A 16,349-nucleotide genomic window follows, 5' to 3' on the forward strand; every position below is an offset into this window, starting at 1 on the left:
TTCCAAGACAATACCAGCCACATATTAGTCATCAGCAATAATCAAAATACACATCAACCAAAAACATACCAACCGACGAACCAACTAATAGCCACCAACAAAACAAAACTAGCACACCGAGACATTCGAGCAAAAAAAACTTAAGCTCAAGAAATACTACAAGCCTTTAAACACTACTCTGCACCCAGCTTCGGATACATTTAAAACAATGCACCCCATTTTTTAAGAACCAAAGAAAACACCTTGCTAGCCAAGTGAGCCAACCAAAAGAAATTTAATAAATAATGCCTTCATGTTATGAAAATCTATTATTACTTTGCCGAACGCGCTCAGCTTACAGCGTGAATTTGATCCACAAAATTCCCCCGGCCAGGCGCACCCAAAAAACAAAAACCCGCACAAGGCGGGTTTTGTTTTGTAGCAAACGCGGCAATCAGTCAGCCAATCGCCAGGTCGTCCCACCTTTGCCGTCTTCCAGCACCACACCCATGGCGGTGAGTTGGTCGCGGATGCGGTCGGATTCGGCCCAGTCTTTACCGGCACGAGCCGCCAGACGCGCAGCAATCAGCGCCTCGACTTCGGCTGCGTCCACGCGCCCTTCGGCACCGGCCTGCAGGAAGTCATCGGCCTCAAGCTGCAACACACCCAGCACGCTGGCCAGTTCCTTCAAACGAGCCGCCAAACCCGCCGCCGCATCAAGATCGCTCTCGCGCAGACGGTTGATCTCGCGGACCATCTCGAACAGCACCGCACAGGCTTCCGGGGTACCGAAGTCGTCGTTCATCACCTGAGTGAAGCGCTCGACAAAGGCTTCGCCACCGGCCGGCGCCACGTTCGGCAGGCCTTTCAACGCGTGGTAGAAACGCTCGAGCGCGCCTTTGGCGTCCTTGAGGTTGTCTTCCGAGTAGTTGATCGCGCTGCGGTAGTGGCTCGATACCAGCAGGTAACGCACGACTTCCGGGTGGTACTTTTCCAGCACGTCGCGAATGGTGAAGAAGTTGTTCAAGGACTTGGACATCTTCTCGCCATTGATGCGAATCATGCCGCAATGCATCCACGCGTTGGCGTAGGTCTTGCCGGTGGCCGCTTCGCTCTGGGCGATTTCGTTTTCATGGTGCGGGAACTCGAGGTCGCTGCCGCCGCCATGAATGTCGAAGGTCTCGCCGAGGCAGCAGGTCGACATCACCGAGCACTCGATGTGCCAGCCCGGACGTCCGTCGCCCCACGGCGAAGGCCAGCTCGGCTCGCCCGGCTTGGCGCCTTTCCACAGCACGAAGTCCAGCGGGTCCTGCTTGGACTCGTCGACTTCGATCCGCGCGCCGATGCGCAGGTCTTCGATCTTCTTGCGCGACAGCTTGCCGTAACCCATGAACTTGGCGACGCGGTAGTACACGTCGCCATTGCCTGGGGCGTAGGCATAACCCTTGTCGATCAAGGTCTGGATCATGTTCAGCATGCCAGGGATATGATCGGTGGCCCGCGGTTCCATGTCCGGCTTGAGGATGTTGAGGCGCGCCTCATCCTCGTGCATCGCGGTGATCATGCGCTCGGTCAGCGCGTCGTACGGCTCGCCGTTCTCGCGGGCACGATTGATGATCTTGTCTTCGATGTCGGTGATGTTGCGCACGTAGGTCAGGTTATAACCGCTGAACCGCAACCAGCGGGTCACCAGGTCGAACGCGACCATGCTGCGGCCATGGCCAATGTGGCAGTAGTCGTACACGGTCATACCGCAGACGTACATGCGCACATTGTTGCCATCCAGAGGCTTGAAGACTTCTTTGCTCTTGGTGAGCGTGTTGTAGATCGTAAGCACGAATGCTCCTTAACGCTGAATCACTGGCCCCACGAATCGCGCAGGGTCACGGTACGGTTGAACACCGGAACACCTGGCTTCGAGTCCTTGATATCCGCGACGAAGTAACCTTCGCGCTCGAACTGGAAACGGTCTTCCGGCTGTGCATTGCCAAGCGAAGGCTCGGCACGACAACCGGTGAGGACTTGCAGCGAGTCAGGGTTGATGTTGTCCAGGAAACTGGCGCTGTCTTCGGCCTTTTCCGGGTTGGCCGAACGGAACAGGCGATCGTACAGACGCACTTCGCATTCAACGCTGGCGGCGGCCGGCACCCAGTGCACCACGCCTTTGACCTTGCGGCCTTCAGGGTTCTTGCCCAGGGTTTCAGGATCGTAGGAGCAACGCAATTCGATGATGTTGCCATCGGCGTCCTTGATCGCTTCGTCGGCACGGATCACGTAGCTGCCGCGCAGACGCACTTCGCCGTTCGGCTCCAGGCGCTTGTAGCCTTTTGGCGGCTCTTCCATGAAGTCTTCACGGTCGATGTAGAGTTCACGGGCGAACGGCAGAACGCGCACGCCCATGTCTTCTTTCGGGTGGCAGGCCAATTCGAGGTTTTCGACCTGGCCTTCCGGGTAGTTGGTGATCACGACTTTCAGCGGACGCAACACGCACATGGCGCGTGGGGCGCTGTGGTCGAGGTCGTCACGGATGCTGAATTCGAGCATGCCGAAGTCGACCACGCCGTCAGAACGGTTGGTGCCGATCATTTCGCAGAAGTTGCGGATCGATTTCGGCGTGTAGCCACGGCGGCGGAAGCCCGACAGCGTGGACATGCGCGGGTCGTCCCAGCCATTGACGTGCTTTTCATCGACCAGTTGCTTGAGCTTGCGCTTGCTGGTGATGGTGTAGTTCAGGTTCAGGCGGCTGAACTCGTACTGACGCGGCTTCGCCGGTACGGGCAGGTTCTCGAGGAACCACTCGTACAGCGGACGATGGCTTTCGAACTCCAGGGTGCAGATCGAGTGAGTGATGCCTTCAATGGCGTCCGACTGACCGTGGGTGAAGTCATAGTTCGGGTAGATGCACCACTTGTCACCGGTCTGGTGGTGGTGAGCGTGACGGATGCGATACATGATCGGGTCGCGCAGGTTCATGTTCGGCGAGGCCATGTCGATCTTGGCTCGCAGCACGCGTGCGCCGTCCTTGAATTCACCGGCCTTCATGCGGGCGAACCAGTCCAGGTTTTCTTCCACGGAGCGATCACGGAACGGGCTGTTCTTGCCCGGCTCGGTCAGGCTGCCACGGTATTCCTTGGCTTGCTCAGGGCTCAGGTCGTCGACGTAGGCCTTGCCGGCCTTGATCAACTCTACCGCCCAGTCGTGCAACTGGTCGAAATACTGCGAGGCATAGCGCACTTCACCAGACCATTCGAAGCCCAGCCATTTGACGTCGCTTTCGATCGCGTCGATGTATTCCTGGTCTTCCTTGGCCGGGTTGGTGTCGTCGAAACGCAGGTGCGTGACACCGCCGAATTCCTGGGCCAGGCCGAAGTTCACACAGATCGACTTGGCGTGACCGATGTGCAGGTAGCCGTTGGGCTCAGGCGGGAAACGGGTGACGATCTGCGTGTGCTTACCCGAGTCCAGGTCCGCCTGGATGATCGGGCGCAGGAAATTGACCGGCACGGCAGGGCCGGTCTTGGAATTCGAGGTAGGGTCGACAGTGGGCTTGCTCATAGGATCCTTGAACGTACAAGTGCGCGGCCAGTTGGCCAAATCAAAGCGGCTGTTATAAATCAAAGGGGCTTATCATAGCCGATGCTGTCAAGTGGCTGACAGAGCAGGCCGGCAATCGGTTGCATTTAATCGGTTGCCAATGAAAAACAGCCTCGAAATTCGCGCCCGGCACGCTAAACTGCCTGCCTTGGCCGACACTGGCCAGACCGGTTGAGGGCCTGAACACCCCGAAACCCACGAATTCATAGAAAATACATCTTTTAAAAAAGAGTCCCCGATCATGACCCAAGTCAAACTGACCACCAACCATGGCGACATCGTCCTGGAACTGAACGCCGAGAAAGCCCCGATCACCGTGGCCAACTTCATCGAGTACGTCAAAGCCGGTCACTACGAAAACACTGTTTTCCACCGTGTCATCGGTAACTTCATGATCCAGGGCGGCGGTTTCGAGCCAGGCATGAAAGAAAAGAAAGACAAGCGCCCAAGCATCCAGAACGAAGCCGACAACGGCCTGCCGAACGTGAAGTACAGCGTGGCCATGGCCCGCACCATGGAGCCGCATTCGGCTTCCGCCCAGTTCTTCATCAACGTGGCTGACAACAGCTTCCTGAACCACAGCGGCAAAACCGCTCAGGGTTGGGGCTACGCCGTATTCGCCAAAGTAGTTGAAGGCACCGACGTGGTCGACAAGATCAAAGGCGTGGCCACGACTTCCAAAGCCGGCCACCAGGACGTACCAGCAGAAGACGTGATCATCGAGAAAGCCGAGATCATTGAGTGATACTGCTGATTTCAGACTTGCATCTGGAAGAGGAGCGCCCGGACATCAGCCGGGCGTTTCTGGATTTGCTCGCTGGACGTGCCCGCTCAGCGAGTGCGTTGTACATTCTGGGCGACTTTTTCGAGGCGTGGATTGGCGACGATGCCATGACGCCCTTTCAGCGTTCCATCTGCCAGGCCCTGCGCGAACTCAGCGACAGCGGCACGGCCATTTTTCTGATGCACGGCAATCGCGACTTCATGCTTGGCCAGGCTTTCTGCAAAGAGGCCGGCTGCACGTTGTTGAAAGACCCGAGTGTCGTGCAGTTTTACGGCGAGCCGGTGCTGTTGATGCACGGCGATAGCCTCTGCACTCGCGACGAAGCTTATATGAAGCTGCGTCGTTATCTGCGCAACCCGATCACCCTGTTTATCCTGCGGCACCTGCCCTTGCGCACTCGCCACAAACTGGGGCGCAAGCTGCGCAGCGAAAGCCGTGCACAGACGCGGATGAAGGCCAATGACATTGTCGATGTCACGCCGGAAGAAGTGCCGCGGGTCATGCAGCAATATGGCGTGAAAACCTTGATCCACGGGCACACCCACCGCCCCGCCATCCACAAGTTGCAGATTGGCGAGCAGGCGGCCAAACGCATTGTGTTGGGGGATTGGGACCGTCAGGGCTGGGCGTTGCAGGTGGATGAGCAAGGGTTTGCGTTGGCGCCGTTCGATTTTGCCCCGCCACCGCAGCTGGCAGCACCCGGCATCTGAAGGCCGAGCTCCCACAGGGGTTACTTAATGGCCTGAGGCAGCCGGCCCCGCCTTCGCCGCAAACGGCGGTTTCGCCAGCCACACCAGCAGAATCAACCCCATGAACGCCCACCCGAGCAACGTGAAGTAATCCACGGTGGAGAGCATGTACGCCTGGCTGGTCAGCACATGATCCAGTTGCGCGTAGGCCGGGTTCCCCGCCCCGCCGAGCGTGTTCAGCGCCTCCCGGGTTGCCGGCTCATACGTGGTAATGCTTTCACTCAGATACGCATGGTGCTGATCGGCCCGGCGAATCCAGATCCAGGTGGTCAACGATGCCGCAAAACTGCCGCCCAGGGTCCGCAGGAACGTCGCAAGGCCCGCGCCGTCGGCAATCTGGCTCGGCGGCAAATCCGACATCAAAATGCTCAAGGTCGGCATGAAGAACAGCGCCACGCCAATGCCCATGAACAGTTGCACCAGCGCGATGTGCTGGAAGTCCACCTCGTTGGTAAATCCGGCGCGCATGAAGCAACTCAAACCGATGCACAGGAACGCGCCACCGGCCAGCAATCGCAGGTCGAATTTGTGCGCGTACTTGCCGACAAACGGCGAGAGCAGCACCGGCAAAATACCGATCGGCGCCACCGCCAGACCCGCCCAAGTCGCGGTATAGCCCATCTGAGTTTGCAGCCATTGCGGCAGGATCAGGTTGATGCCGAAGAACCCGGCGTAACCTCCCACCAGCACGATGGTGCCGATGCGAAAGTTGCGATGGGCGAACAGCCGCAGGTTGACCACCGGATGTTTGTCGGTCATTTCCCAGATCACGAACACCGCCAGCGCAATCACTGAAATAGCCGCCCCAATGATGATGAAGTTCGACTCGAACCAATCCAGGTCATTGCCCTTGTCGAGGATCACCTGCAACGCGCCGACGCCAATAATCAACGTGATCAAACCCACGTAATCCATCGGCTGGTAACTGGTCACCACCGGACGCGCCTTCAGTTGCTGGCGCACCACCATCACCGCGAAAACCCCGATCGGTACGTTGATAAAGAAAATCCACGGCCAGCTGTAACTGTCGGTGATCCAGCCGCCGAGGATCGGCCCGGCAATCGGCGCCACCACCGTGACCATCGCCAGCAACGCCAGGGCCATGCCTCGCCTGGCGGGTGGATAGACTGCGATCAACAGTGTCTGCGTCATCGGATACAACGGCCCGGCCACCAGACCTTGCAGCACCCGAAAGCCGATCAACTCTGGCATCGAGGTCGAGATGCCACAGAGAAACGAGGCCAGCACGAACAGTATCGTCGCCCAAAGAAACAGCTTCACCTCACCGAAACGCCGACTGAGCCAACCGGTCAGCGGCAGCGCGATGGCATTGCTCACGGCAAACGAGGTGATGACCCAGGTGCCCTGCTCCGAACTCACGCCCAGGTTGCCGGAGATCGTCGGCAAGGCCACGTTGGCGATGGTGGTGTCGAGCACCTGCATGAAGGTCGCCAGCGACAGGCCGATGGTGCTGAGCAGCAGGCTGGGCGGCGTGAAAGACGCGTTATTGCTCATCGCAAATCCTTTGAAACCTGATTGGCACAGCGCCTGTTACTGACGCAGCGGACCTTGTGGGAGCGAGCTGTGGCGAGGGGGCTTGCCCCCGTTGGGTCGCGAAGCGGCCCTAGAAGATGGGACTGCTGCGCAGTCCAACGGGGCGATGCGGCGTTCCGACAAGCCCCCTCGCCACAAAAGCTCGCTCCCACAGGGTCGGTGTGATGGCGAATCAGCGGTGCGCGGTTTTACTGACCGCGGCGCTGTTGTCGTGGATCAACTGGGTAATCATCGCGTCGGCCTCGGCCAACTGACGGTCGTAGACGCTGGTGCTGAACGACGCTTTTTGCGGCGATTGTTGCGCCAGCACCGGACCGCTCTGGTCACGCAGGTTCACATCGACCTGAGTCGACAGGCCGACCCGCAATGGGTGCTTGGCCAGCTCTTCGGCGTTGATGTGAATCCGCACCGGCACCCGCTGCACGATCTTGATCCAGTTACCGGTGGCGTTCTGCGCCGGCAGCAAGGCAAACGCACTGCCGGTCCCGGCGCCGAGGCTGTCGATGGTGCCGCTGTATTTGACGTCGCTGCCGTAAAGGTCGGCCTCGATGTCTACCGGCTGACCGATGCGCATGTCACGCAGTTGGGTTTCCTTGAAGTTGGCGTCGATCCACAGTTGATCCAGCGGGATCACCGCCATCAGCGCGGTGCCCGGCTGGACCCGCTGCCCCAGTTGCACGCTGCGTTTGGCAACGTAACCGGTGACCGGCGCGATCAAAGTGCTGCGAGCATGGGTGAGGTACGCCTGACGCAATTGCGCGGCGGCGGACATCACGTCCGGGTGCGACGACACCACGGTGTCATCGACCAGCGCGCTGGTGGTCATGAGTTGTTGTTTGGCGTTGGCCAGGGCGTTTTGCGCCGAGGTCAGGTCATCGCGAGCGTGAGACAGCTCTTCTTGGGAAATCGCCCCGCCAGCGGCGAGGTTTTTCCGGCGACTGAAGTTGTCCTGAGCCTTTTGCACTTCGGCCTGCTGCGCATTGACCTGGGCTTTCATGCCGTCGACGTTGCTGTACAAGCCACGAACCTGGCGCACGGTGCGGGCCAGATTGGCCTGGGCACTTTGCAGACCGACTTCGGCGTCGTTCGGGTCGAAGTTGACCAGCACCTGGCCTTCGTGGACCAGGTCGCCATCGTCGGCACCGATGCTGATCACGGTGCCAGTGACCAGCGGAGTGATTTCCACCACGTTGCCGTTCACATAGGCGTCGTCGGTGCTTTCGTTCCAGCGACCGTAAAATTCGTGATAACCCCAAACGCCGAGCCCGGCGAGGATCACCACGATGGTCAGCGCAAACAGCATCACTTTACGTTTGCGTGGATTGCTCGTGTCTTGAGCGTTGTCAGGGGCTTGGGATGTATCAACAGTGGCCATGACGAGTACCTTGAATTAGTTGTGCTGCGTGGCTGGGGTTGCGTTGGCCGCGGTCAGGGTTTCGCCCTGGAAGCCGCCGCCCAGCGCCTGCATCAGTTGAATCGACAGGTCAATCTGCTCGGCATTCAGGTTGGCCAGCTGACGCTGGGCCTGGAGCAATTGCTGCTCGATGCTGAGCACGTCCAGGTAGTTACCGATGCCGGAACCGTAGCGCTGGACCACGGTGTTGTAAGAATCCTGGGCAATGTCGGTGGCGTGCTGCTGGGCGCCGATTTGCCGGCCGATATCGCGTAACTGGTTGATGGTGTCGCTGACATCGCCCAGGGCTTTCACCAGGCTTTTGTTGTACTGCGCCACCGCGAGGTCGTAATCGGCGTCGCGGGAATCGAGGTCGGCCCGCAAACGGCCGCCGTCGAAAATCGGCACCGAGATCGTCGGCGCGACATTAAAGAAGCGACTTGCCGAACCGAACATCGCATCGCCCAGCAACGACTCGACACCCGCCGCCGCGCTCAGGTTGAGGTTGGGGTAGAACTGAGTCTTGCCTGCCGCGATGTTTTTGCTCGCGGCTTCAACCCGCCAGCGCGCGGCTACCATGTCTGGACGACGACCAAGCAATTCCGCCGGCAGCACCGACGGCAAAGCCACGGCGCTGGCCTGAAGAACTTTCGGTCGGGTGATTTCGTTGCCGCGATCCGGACCTTTGCCCAGCAGCACGGCCAGGGCGATTTTCGCGCTTTGCAGGCGTTTCTCGGCGTCGATCAGGCTGGCTTCGGCGCTGGCTTCCAGGCTTTCGGTCTGCTGGAATTGATACTGACTGTCGATCCCTGAACTCAGGCGACGCTGGCTGAGGTCGAGCATTTGTTGGGTGCGCTTGAGGTCTTCGCTGGCCAGGTCATGGATGATGTGCGCCTGCCCCAGATCGCTGTAGGCGCGGGCGACGTCAGCGGACAAAGTCAGTTGCGCGGCCTGCTGATCGACTTCGGCGGCACGGGCCTGGCCCAATGCGGCTTCCCAGGCATCACGCTGACCACCCCAAAGGTCGAAGTTGTAATTGAAACTGGCACCCACGTTGCGCACGGTGGAGTAAGTGCCGCCCTGCCCGCTCGGGTCCTGATCGCGAGCCAGACGCGAACGGCTGACACCGGCGCTGGCATCCAGGGTCGGCATCCGCGCGGCATCGGCGGCATACGCGGCGGCGCTGGCCTGATGGGCACGGGCGTCGGCGATTTGCATGTCAGGGCTGTCGTGCAGGGCTTCGCGGATCAGGCCGTCGAGCTGCGGGTCGCCGAGGTTTTTCCACCAGTCGCTTTTCGGCCACGCGGCAGGCGACAGGGTCACGCCGCTGAGGGATTGCCCGGCCTTGAGATTTTTCGCATCGAGGCTGACGCCTTCGGTGGTCAGGCCGCTGTAACTGGCGCAACCGGCGAGGCTCATGGCCAACAACACCAGGCTCAATCCACTACGCAGGCTTTTACTGTTCATTACCACCTACCCGCTGCAGGGTGATCGAGTCACCCGCGGCTACCAGAATTTTCTTCAGGATCTGTTCCAGGGTTTTCAACTCTTCCGGGGTGATGGCGCCGGCCAGTTCATTCATGGCCTCGGCGCCGATCTGCGGCAGCTGGTCGGTCAGCTGCTGGCCCTGTTCGGTCAGCACCAGTTGAACCTGACGCCGGTCTGCCTCGGAGCGTTGGCGGGCGAGGAAACCTTTCTGTTCCAGACGATCGAGCATGCGAGTCATCGAACCGCTGTCCAGCGACAGGTGGCGGCACAGCTCAGCCGGGGTATTGACGCCGAACTGGGCCATGATGATCAGCACTTTGAACTGCGCGGCCGTGATGCCGTGGGGTTCCATGTGCGTGTCGATGATCCGGTCTTTGAGCAGCGCGGCGCGTCCGAGCAGGAGGCCGAGATGGCAATTATGGAAATCGTATGAGGTGAAATGTTTCATCTGACCACCAATTAGCTGCCTAGGCAGAGAATGTATGTCGAGATATTACTGCCTAGGCAGAGAATGTCAACGTAATAGTTAGGTTGCTTTCTATTTGACTGATAAATGGTGCGGGATTTTTCGGTGATCACTCTGACGCCATCGCGGGCAAGCCCGCTCCCACAGGGATCACACTGAACCTGTGGGAGCGAGCTTGCTCGCGATTGGAGCGACTCGGTTTTTCTGAAGAAACGGGGTTAGAAATCCCGCTTGTAGAAGATGTCCAGCGAACTGGCCACGCCGCTGGCGGCTTCGAGGTAGACCTTCTTGCTCAGCTTGTAACGCAAGGCAATGGTGTTGGCCGGCTCGAACACGCCGACGCCATAACGCAGGCTGAGCTTCTCGGAGATATTGCCGCTGGCCACCACGGCGGTGTTGGCGCCGCTGCCTTGGGTATCGAGCTGGAAGTCCTGAATCCCCAAGTCCTTGGCCAAGCCGCTGGTTACACCCGAACTGCCCATCAAACCCAACCCGAGGGCAGCCTGGGCGAGCATGTTGTTGTCTTCACCAGTGGTGCTTAGCGGACGCCCCAGCACCAGATAGGACAATGCCTGCTCCTGACTCATCGCCGGTTCGGAAAAGATCTGCGTGGTCGGCTGCTCGGCGCTGCCACTCAGGCGAATGCCGGCGATCACATCATGGGTCTGGCGAATCGCTTCGATGTCGAGGTACGGCTGATCGATCGGACCGGCAAACAGCAGGCGCGCCCGGCGCACCGTCAGTCGCTGACCGTAGGCGCGATAACGCCCGTCGTTGAGCCACAGCTCGCCACGGGTGTCCATGTTGTCGCCGATATGCACCTGGCCTTGCAGGTTGGCGGTGAGGCCAAAACCGGCAAAGCTGAGTTTGTCCTGCCCGACCACCACATCGATATCCATCGCCATGGCCATCGGCGGTTTGCCTTCTTCGGTCTGCTGACCGACGATCACCGTGTCATCGGAGACCTTGACCGTGGACGGTGGCAGCTCGCGCACGATGATCTCGCCCTTGGGTACCAGCACCTTGCCGACGATTGCCAGTCTGTCGTCCTTCATGGAAATCTTCAGGTCCGGCGCGACTTCCAGCTCGGCGTAGGGTTCGACGGTGACCGGCAACTGCGAACCCTTGAGCGCCAGATCCACCACCAGCGCCTGGCCCCAGGTGATGTTGCCATTGAGGCTGCCCTGCCCGCTCTTGCCGCTTTTCCAGCCGCCGTTCAGTTGCACGGTTTCGCCGGCAATCACAGCTTGAAGTTGCAAGGCTTCGAGCGCCATCGGCAGTTCAGGCCCGGAGATTTCACCGTCGCGCAGCTCAAGGTTGCCGTTGACCAGCGGTGCCAGCAGTCCGCCGGACAGTGTGCCGCTTCCGTTCAAATGCCCGGTGAGTTTCTCGACCATCGGCACAAACGGCCGCGCCACCGACAAGTCCAGACCACTGAGGCGGAATGAACCGGTCAGCGGTTTGTTTTTCGGTATCGGATTGATCTGCGCCTGAACCATCAGCTCACCGAGCTTGCCACCGACAAAGTTGAGGTCGGTGTCGATGCGTTTGGGTGTGAGTTTGCTGGTGAGTTTCAGGGTCTGGTACGGGAAATCCAGCCATTGCTCCTTCTCGCGCATACGCAACGTGCCGCCGCTGGCGTCGATGCTGATCTGGCCATTCGGGCCGCTGGCCGGCAAGTCCAGTTGCAGGTCGGCGTTGAGCTTGCCCTTCCAGGAAAAATCCTTCGGCAACCACTGCGCCAGACTGTCGATGGGGAATTGCTTGAGGTGGTAACGCAGCTTCGGCTCGGGCATCAAGCGCTGATCTTCGCCGCACAGGCTGGCCGTACCTGACACCCAGCAATGGGCGCCGAAGTTGATTTTGCCGTCCGCCAGTCGCTCAAGCTTCGCCGGATTCTGCAGTTTCCAGTCCTGACCGCCGGCCTGGATATCGCCGCTGGCCAGACGCCCGCGCCAACTGCCCTTGTCTAGCGTGCCGTCGAGGCCGAGCGCAAGTTTCAGCTTCGGTCCTTGCAGATCGAGGGTCAGTTTCTGGTTTTTGATGTCGCCCTGGCCGCTGGCGGTCAACGTCCCCAGCGACGTTTCACCGACTCGAATCCCACTGCCCTTGAGGTCAATTTTCGCCCGCTGAGCACTGTCGAGGGTGGCGTCCAGATTGAGGCTTTGCAGGCGATTGTCTTCGAAGGCCAGTTGCGTGCCTTGCAGGCCGAGCTTGCCTTGTGGCGCCTTGAGCGTGCCGGCGACATCGACCCGGCCATTGAGCTGACCGCGCAGTTGCGGCCAGAGCTGGGCCAGACGTGGCATCTTGATGTCGATCCGGCCGGCGAGTTTCTGTTGCAGGCTACCTTGGCCATTGATGCTGTTGTCACCGAGGCGAATCTGCAACGCGCTGAGGTTCCATTGCTCGCCGCCGCCATCGGCTTTGGCTTGCAACACCGCCGGTTGCCCGCGCAGCTTGCCTTTCAGGTCCAGGTCGGCGGTCAGGCTGAGCCTTTCATTTTTCATCTCGCCTTTGCTGCGCAATGGCCCAGCCAAGGTGCCTGGCAACTCCGCGAGCCAGTACGCCGGGTTGATTGCCGAGAGATCCAGCGCTGTATCCCAGGCGATACCATCGGCAAACTGCAGGTTCAGGTGCCCTTCGGCCTTGCCCTGCCCGGCTTCGAGTTTGAATTGCGGCAGGTGGATTTTTGTCAGGTCGCCGCTGAAGGGGCTGTTCAGACTGAAGGCTCCGGCCGGGCCATCCAGTGCGGCCTTGAAGTTACCGAGGTAGTTGCCGTCGGTGTAGGAGACTTCGCCGTTGAAACTGCGCAGTGCCACTTGCGGCTCGTCGATCAACGGATAGAGACGGTGCCACGGGAAATCCAGCCAATCAATTTTCGCTTCAGCACTCAGGCCTTTGCTCCAATCCACAAGCCCTGTGAGCTTGAGACTTTGTTTGTCGTTGGCCGTCAGGTCAAGAGCGGCGATCTGCGCGCCCTTGGCGTCAACCTTTCCTTGCAGTAACAACGCGACCGGGCCAAGTTCTGCGGGTAACGTGGCTTTGCCGAGCAACTGGTAGCCGTTTCTCAGGTCGCCGTCGCCGGTGAGTTCCAGTTGATTGAGTTGCAAGGTATCCGGTAGATCGGCGCTGGGTTTGAAGCCGTCGGCAGTGATGCGCACTTTGGCCGGCAGGTTTTCCACCAGCGGTTGCAGCTCGCCGGTGAGTTGGCCGTTCAGGTAGCCGCTGCTGTCGGCTTTCAGGTTCAGGGTTTTCAGCAAATCGCCATCGACCTTCAGGGCCAGCGCCCAAGGCTCGGTACCCGGCGCCGGCAAGGTCAGTTTGCCTTCAGCGGTCAGCGGCCAATTGCCGCTTGGCTGCAACAGGCCGGACAGGTTCAGGCTCAGTTCATCACGCTGCAAATGCACCGAGTCGATCTGCAAACCCTTCTCAGTCCAGTGCGCCGCCAGTTGCAACCCCTTGAGCTCTTCACTGCCGTTGAACAGCAGACGACCGATTTTGACGTCGCCCAATTCGATGGCCAGCGGCAATTTCAAGTCCGGAAGACTGATCGGCCCGTTGCTTTCCTCCTCCACGCCCGGCGGGAATTGCAGGCTGACCTGCTCGGCCTGCAATTGCTCGATGCACAATGTCATGCGCATCAGGCACAGCGGCGACCAGGCGAAAATCGCTTTGCTCAGCTCAACCCGACTGCTGTCCTGCTGCCACACCAGATGATCGGCGCTCCACTGCCCACCCAAACGGCCCTGGAAATTCTCCACAGTCAAACCCGGCACAAACCCGAGTGCCCAACGACTGCCCGTCGGAGTGCCCAGCACGGTGATCAGTGTCAGCACGATCAGCATCAGCAGCGCCGGAATCGCCAGCAGCGTTATTTTCAAACCACGCTTCACAGCTCAGGCCCCATGGAAAAGTGCAGTCGAATGCCGCCGTCGTCGTCCATCGCGTGGGCCAGGTCGAGGCGAATCGGCCCCACCGGCGAAACCCACCGTATGCCGATACCGACACCGGTCTTGAGGTTCGGCAATTCGAGTGTGTTGAAGGAGTTGCCCTGGTCAATGAAGGTTGCGACCCGCCATTTTTCGGCGACGGAGTATTGATACTCGACGCTGCCGGCCACCATATAACGGCCACCGATACGGTCGCCATCGGAGTTTTCCGGGGACAGGCTCTGGTAATCGTAACCGCGCACGCTCTGATCGCCACCGGCGAAGAAACGCAAGGACGGCGGCACGGATTTGTAGCCGTTGGTGGCGCTGCCACCGACCTGCACCCGACCGAGCAAGCGGTGTTTGTCGAAGACCGTGGTCAGGCCTTTGACCAGCGCCGTGCCGTAGATCAGGTTGGTGTCTGAACCCAATCCTTCCTTGGCGACTTTGGTTTCGAATTGCAGGCGATAACCGTTGTGCGGGTCGATGCGGTTGTCGCTTTTCAGATACGAATAGCTGACACCCGGCATCAGCAAAGTACTCAGGCCTGAGTCGTCGCCGAGTCTGTATTCCTCGCGCTGCCACTTGAGCGATACCACCCGCTGCCAGCCGCTGGGCAACTTGCTGTGCCACTCGGGGCCGACGCTGAGCAACTTGCTCAGGCTGTCCTTATCGGCGATTTCTTCGCTCTGATAGCCACCGGCAAAGCGCAGTTTGTCGGTCAATGGTGGATCCAGCGGAACGTCGTAAAACAGCCCGACGTTCTGTCTTGGCGCCGAAGTCTCAGTCTCCCAGCCATAACTGTGCCCCTGAGGATTGACCCAATGGCGGGTCCAGTTGGCTTTGGCCCGTGGACCGACGTCGGTGGAAAAACCCAGACCCAACCCCATGGTCCGTGGCTTGCGGGTTTCGAGTTTGACCGCCACCGGGATCACGTCGTCCTTGGACGCGGTCGGCGCCGCGTCCACGCGCACACCCTCGAAATAGCCGCTCGATTGCAGCGCCTGATTGAGTTCGGCGATCAGTTCGGAGTCATAGGGCGCACCGGCCTTGAACGGCACCATGCGTTGCAGCAGGTCTTCGTCGAACGGCGTATCGCCTTCAAAACTGACTTTGCCCAGCGCATAGCGTGGGCCGCTGTCGTAGATCAATTCGATGTCGGCGACGCCAGCCCGCGGGTCCACCAACAGTTTCTGGCGGGTGAAGCGCCCACTGAAAAAGCCGTAGCGCGAGGCCTGGTTCTGGATCAGCCGCTTGGCGTCTTCGTAACGGCCATGGTTCAGGACCGCGCCGGGTTTTAGCAGGTCGCTTTTCGGTACACGGAAGGATTTGAACGAGGCCGCCGGGCCGTCGATGCGCACCGTGACGTTGCGCAAATGGATCGGCTCGCCGGGGTCGATATTCAACACCAGGCGCGGCGTCTGGCCGCCCTTCACGTCGCTGTCGATTTGCGGCTGGTAATAACCCAAGGCCTGGGCGGCCTTGCGCGCCTGTTCTTCGGCGCCGCGACTGAAGCGCAGCAAAGCTTCTTCATCGCGATCGCCGAGGCTACCGATATAGCCTTCTATATTGGCTTTTAGTTCTTCGTTGGACGGTTTGATCCGCACATCCAATTCACTTTGCGCCAGCGCCGCGCAGCTGGAAATCAGCATCAGCACGCCACTGGTAAATCTTCCGGAAAACTTCATAGCGCGGATGCTATCACGAGCCTGGGGGCCTGATAGAGCCTGACCTGCTGCTAAAGTTCTACTGCTATGCCGTTGCCGTTTGTAACACCTGCGGATTCGCGTGAAAAAACACGTGTTCAAGAATCGGTCCTACGGCCACTTCGCCGATTTCCTCGTAGCCCTGACGCTTATAGAACTCCAGATAACGAGGATTCCCGGTGTCGAGGATCACGCCCTGTGAGTGCTCATCGACCGCGCACCAGTTATGGACCGCTTGCAGCAATTGTTCGCCGAAGTGCTTGCCCTGGAATTGCGGATGAACCCCCAGTAATGGCAAAACGTGCACCGAATCGGACGGCACGCACGCCATCACGGCGGCGTGGTAATCGAGGTAGCGTCGGGTACAGCGAAACCCGGTGCTGAGCACCATCCGCAGACGCCAGGCCCAGCTTTCGGTGATGCCCAGGCGGCGTTGCGGCGGTGCGATCAGGGCGATGCCGATCAAGCGATCATTCACCAGCAAGCCGATGGCCGGCAAATCCTGAAGAAAGTGTTGCTTGACCAGTTCACGCACCGTCGCCCTTACTCGTTGTTCATAACCGGGGCGCTCGGCTTCGAACAGGTAGCCGAACGTCGGCTCGTGCCGGTACGCCTGGTACAACAAGGAGCGTGCTTCGCGGGAATAGCCGCTGTCGAGCATGTGAATATCGGCGATGACGGTCGAGGTTTCGGGCATAACGGTAGAT

Annotated in this window: 11 protein-coding genes; 2 read left to right on the plus strand and 9 right to left on the minus strand. The window is 59.7% G+C overall.

The genetic code is table 11. The features are described 5' to 3' along the window. Positions 1–433: 433 nt before the first annotated feature. Positions 434–1,816: a cysteine--tRNA ligase gene (gene cysS, locus ACYZT2_RS18250; protein ID WP_461966179.1), complete on the minus strand. Its 1,383-nt coding sequence runs from the start codon at positions 1,814–1,816 to the stop codon at positions 434–436. Between the two features lie 20 nt (positions 1,817–1,836). Then, positions 1,837–3,534 carry a glutamine--tRNA ligase/YqeY domain fusion protein gene (locus ACYZT2_RS18255; RefSeq protein WP_461966181.1) on the minus strand — a complete coding sequence of 566 codons (1,698 nt, stop codon included), beginning with the start codon at positions 3,532–3,534 and terminating at the stop codon, positions 1,837–1,839. Between the two features lie 280 nt (positions 3,535–3,814). On the opposite strand from ACYZT2_RS18255, the gene ACYZT2_RS18260 reads away from it, so the two are divergent. Together ACYZT2_RS18260 and lpxH are read left to right on the plus strand one after the other, a co-directional pair. Beyond that, on the plus strand, positions 3,815–4,318 hold the full coding sequence (locus ACYZT2_RS18260) for a peptidylprolyl isomerase (protein ID WP_052967714.1): 504 nt from the start codon (positions 3,815–3,817) through the stop codon (positions 4,316–4,318). Beyond that, on the plus strand, positions 4,315–5,067 hold the full coding sequence (lpxH, locus tag ACYZT2_RS18265) for a UDP-2,3-diacylglucosamine diphosphatase (RefSeq protein ID WP_461966184.1): 753 nt from the start codon (positions 4,315–4,317) through the stop codon (positions 5,065–5,067). The genes ACYZT2_RS18260 and lpxH overlap by 4 nt, the downstream gene beginning before the upstream one ends. Positions 5,068–5,091: 24 nt before the next feature. Here the strand turns inward: lpxH and ACYZT2_RS18270 are convergent, their stop codons facing one another. The 7 genes from ACYZT2_RS18270 to ACYZT2_RS18300 all read right to left on the minus strand — a co-directional run bounded on the left by ACYZT2_RS18270 (position 5,092) and on the right by ACYZT2_RS18300 (position 16,339). Continuing rightward, complete coding sequence (locus ACYZT2_RS18270; RefSeq protein ID WP_461966186.1) at positions 5,092–6,621, minus strand: DHA2 family efflux MFS transporter permease subunit; 1,530 nt, start codon at positions 6,619–6,621, stop codon at positions 5,092–5,094. Positions 6,622–6,832: 211 nt separating this feature from the next. Continuing rightward, complete coding sequence (locus tag ACYZT2_RS18275) at positions 6,833–8,035, minus strand: HlyD family secretion protein (protein WP_461966188.1); 1,203 nt, start codon at positions 8,033–8,035, stop codon at positions 6,833–6,835. Between the two features lie 15 nt (positions 8,036–8,050). Beyond that, the gene (locus tag ACYZT2_RS18280) at positions 8,051–9,520 is read right to left on the minus strand and encodes an efflux transporter outer membrane subunit (protein WP_461966190.1); all 1,470 of its coding nucleotides are present in this window, start codon (positions 9,518–9,520) and stop codon (positions 8,051–8,053) included. Beyond that, complete coding sequence (locus tag ACYZT2_RS18285; protein ID WP_461966192.1) at positions 9,510–9,989, minus strand: MarR family winged helix-turn-helix transcriptional regulator; 480 nt, start codon at positions 9,987–9,989, stop codon at positions 9,510–9,512. The genes ACYZT2_RS18280 and ACYZT2_RS18285 overlap by 11 nt, the downstream gene beginning before the upstream one ends. A gap of 236 nt (positions 9,990–10,225) precedes the next feature. Further along, on the minus strand, positions 10,226–13,900 hold the full coding sequence (locus tag ACYZT2_RS18290) for a translocation/assembly module TamB domain-containing protein (RefSeq protein WP_461966194.1): 3,675 nt from the start codon (positions 13,898–13,900) through the stop codon (positions 10,226–10,228). Beyond that, positions 13,897–15,624: an autotransporter assembly complex protein TamA gene (locus tag ACYZT2_RS18295; RefSeq protein WP_461966196.1), complete on the minus strand. Its 1,728-nt coding sequence runs from the start codon at positions 15,622–15,624 to the stop codon at positions 13,897–13,899. The genes ACYZT2_RS18290 and ACYZT2_RS18295 overlap by 4 nt, the downstream gene beginning before the upstream one ends. Before the next feature lie 64 nt (positions 15,625–15,688). Beyond that, entirely contained in the window at positions 15,689–16,339 is a 651-nt protein-coding gene (locus ACYZT2_RS18300; protein WP_123721999.1) for a GNAT family N-acetyltransferase, read from the minus strand. Positions 16,340–16,349 lie beyond the last annotated feature (10 nt).

Source organism: Pseudomonas sp. MDT1-85, from assembly GCF_054898065.1.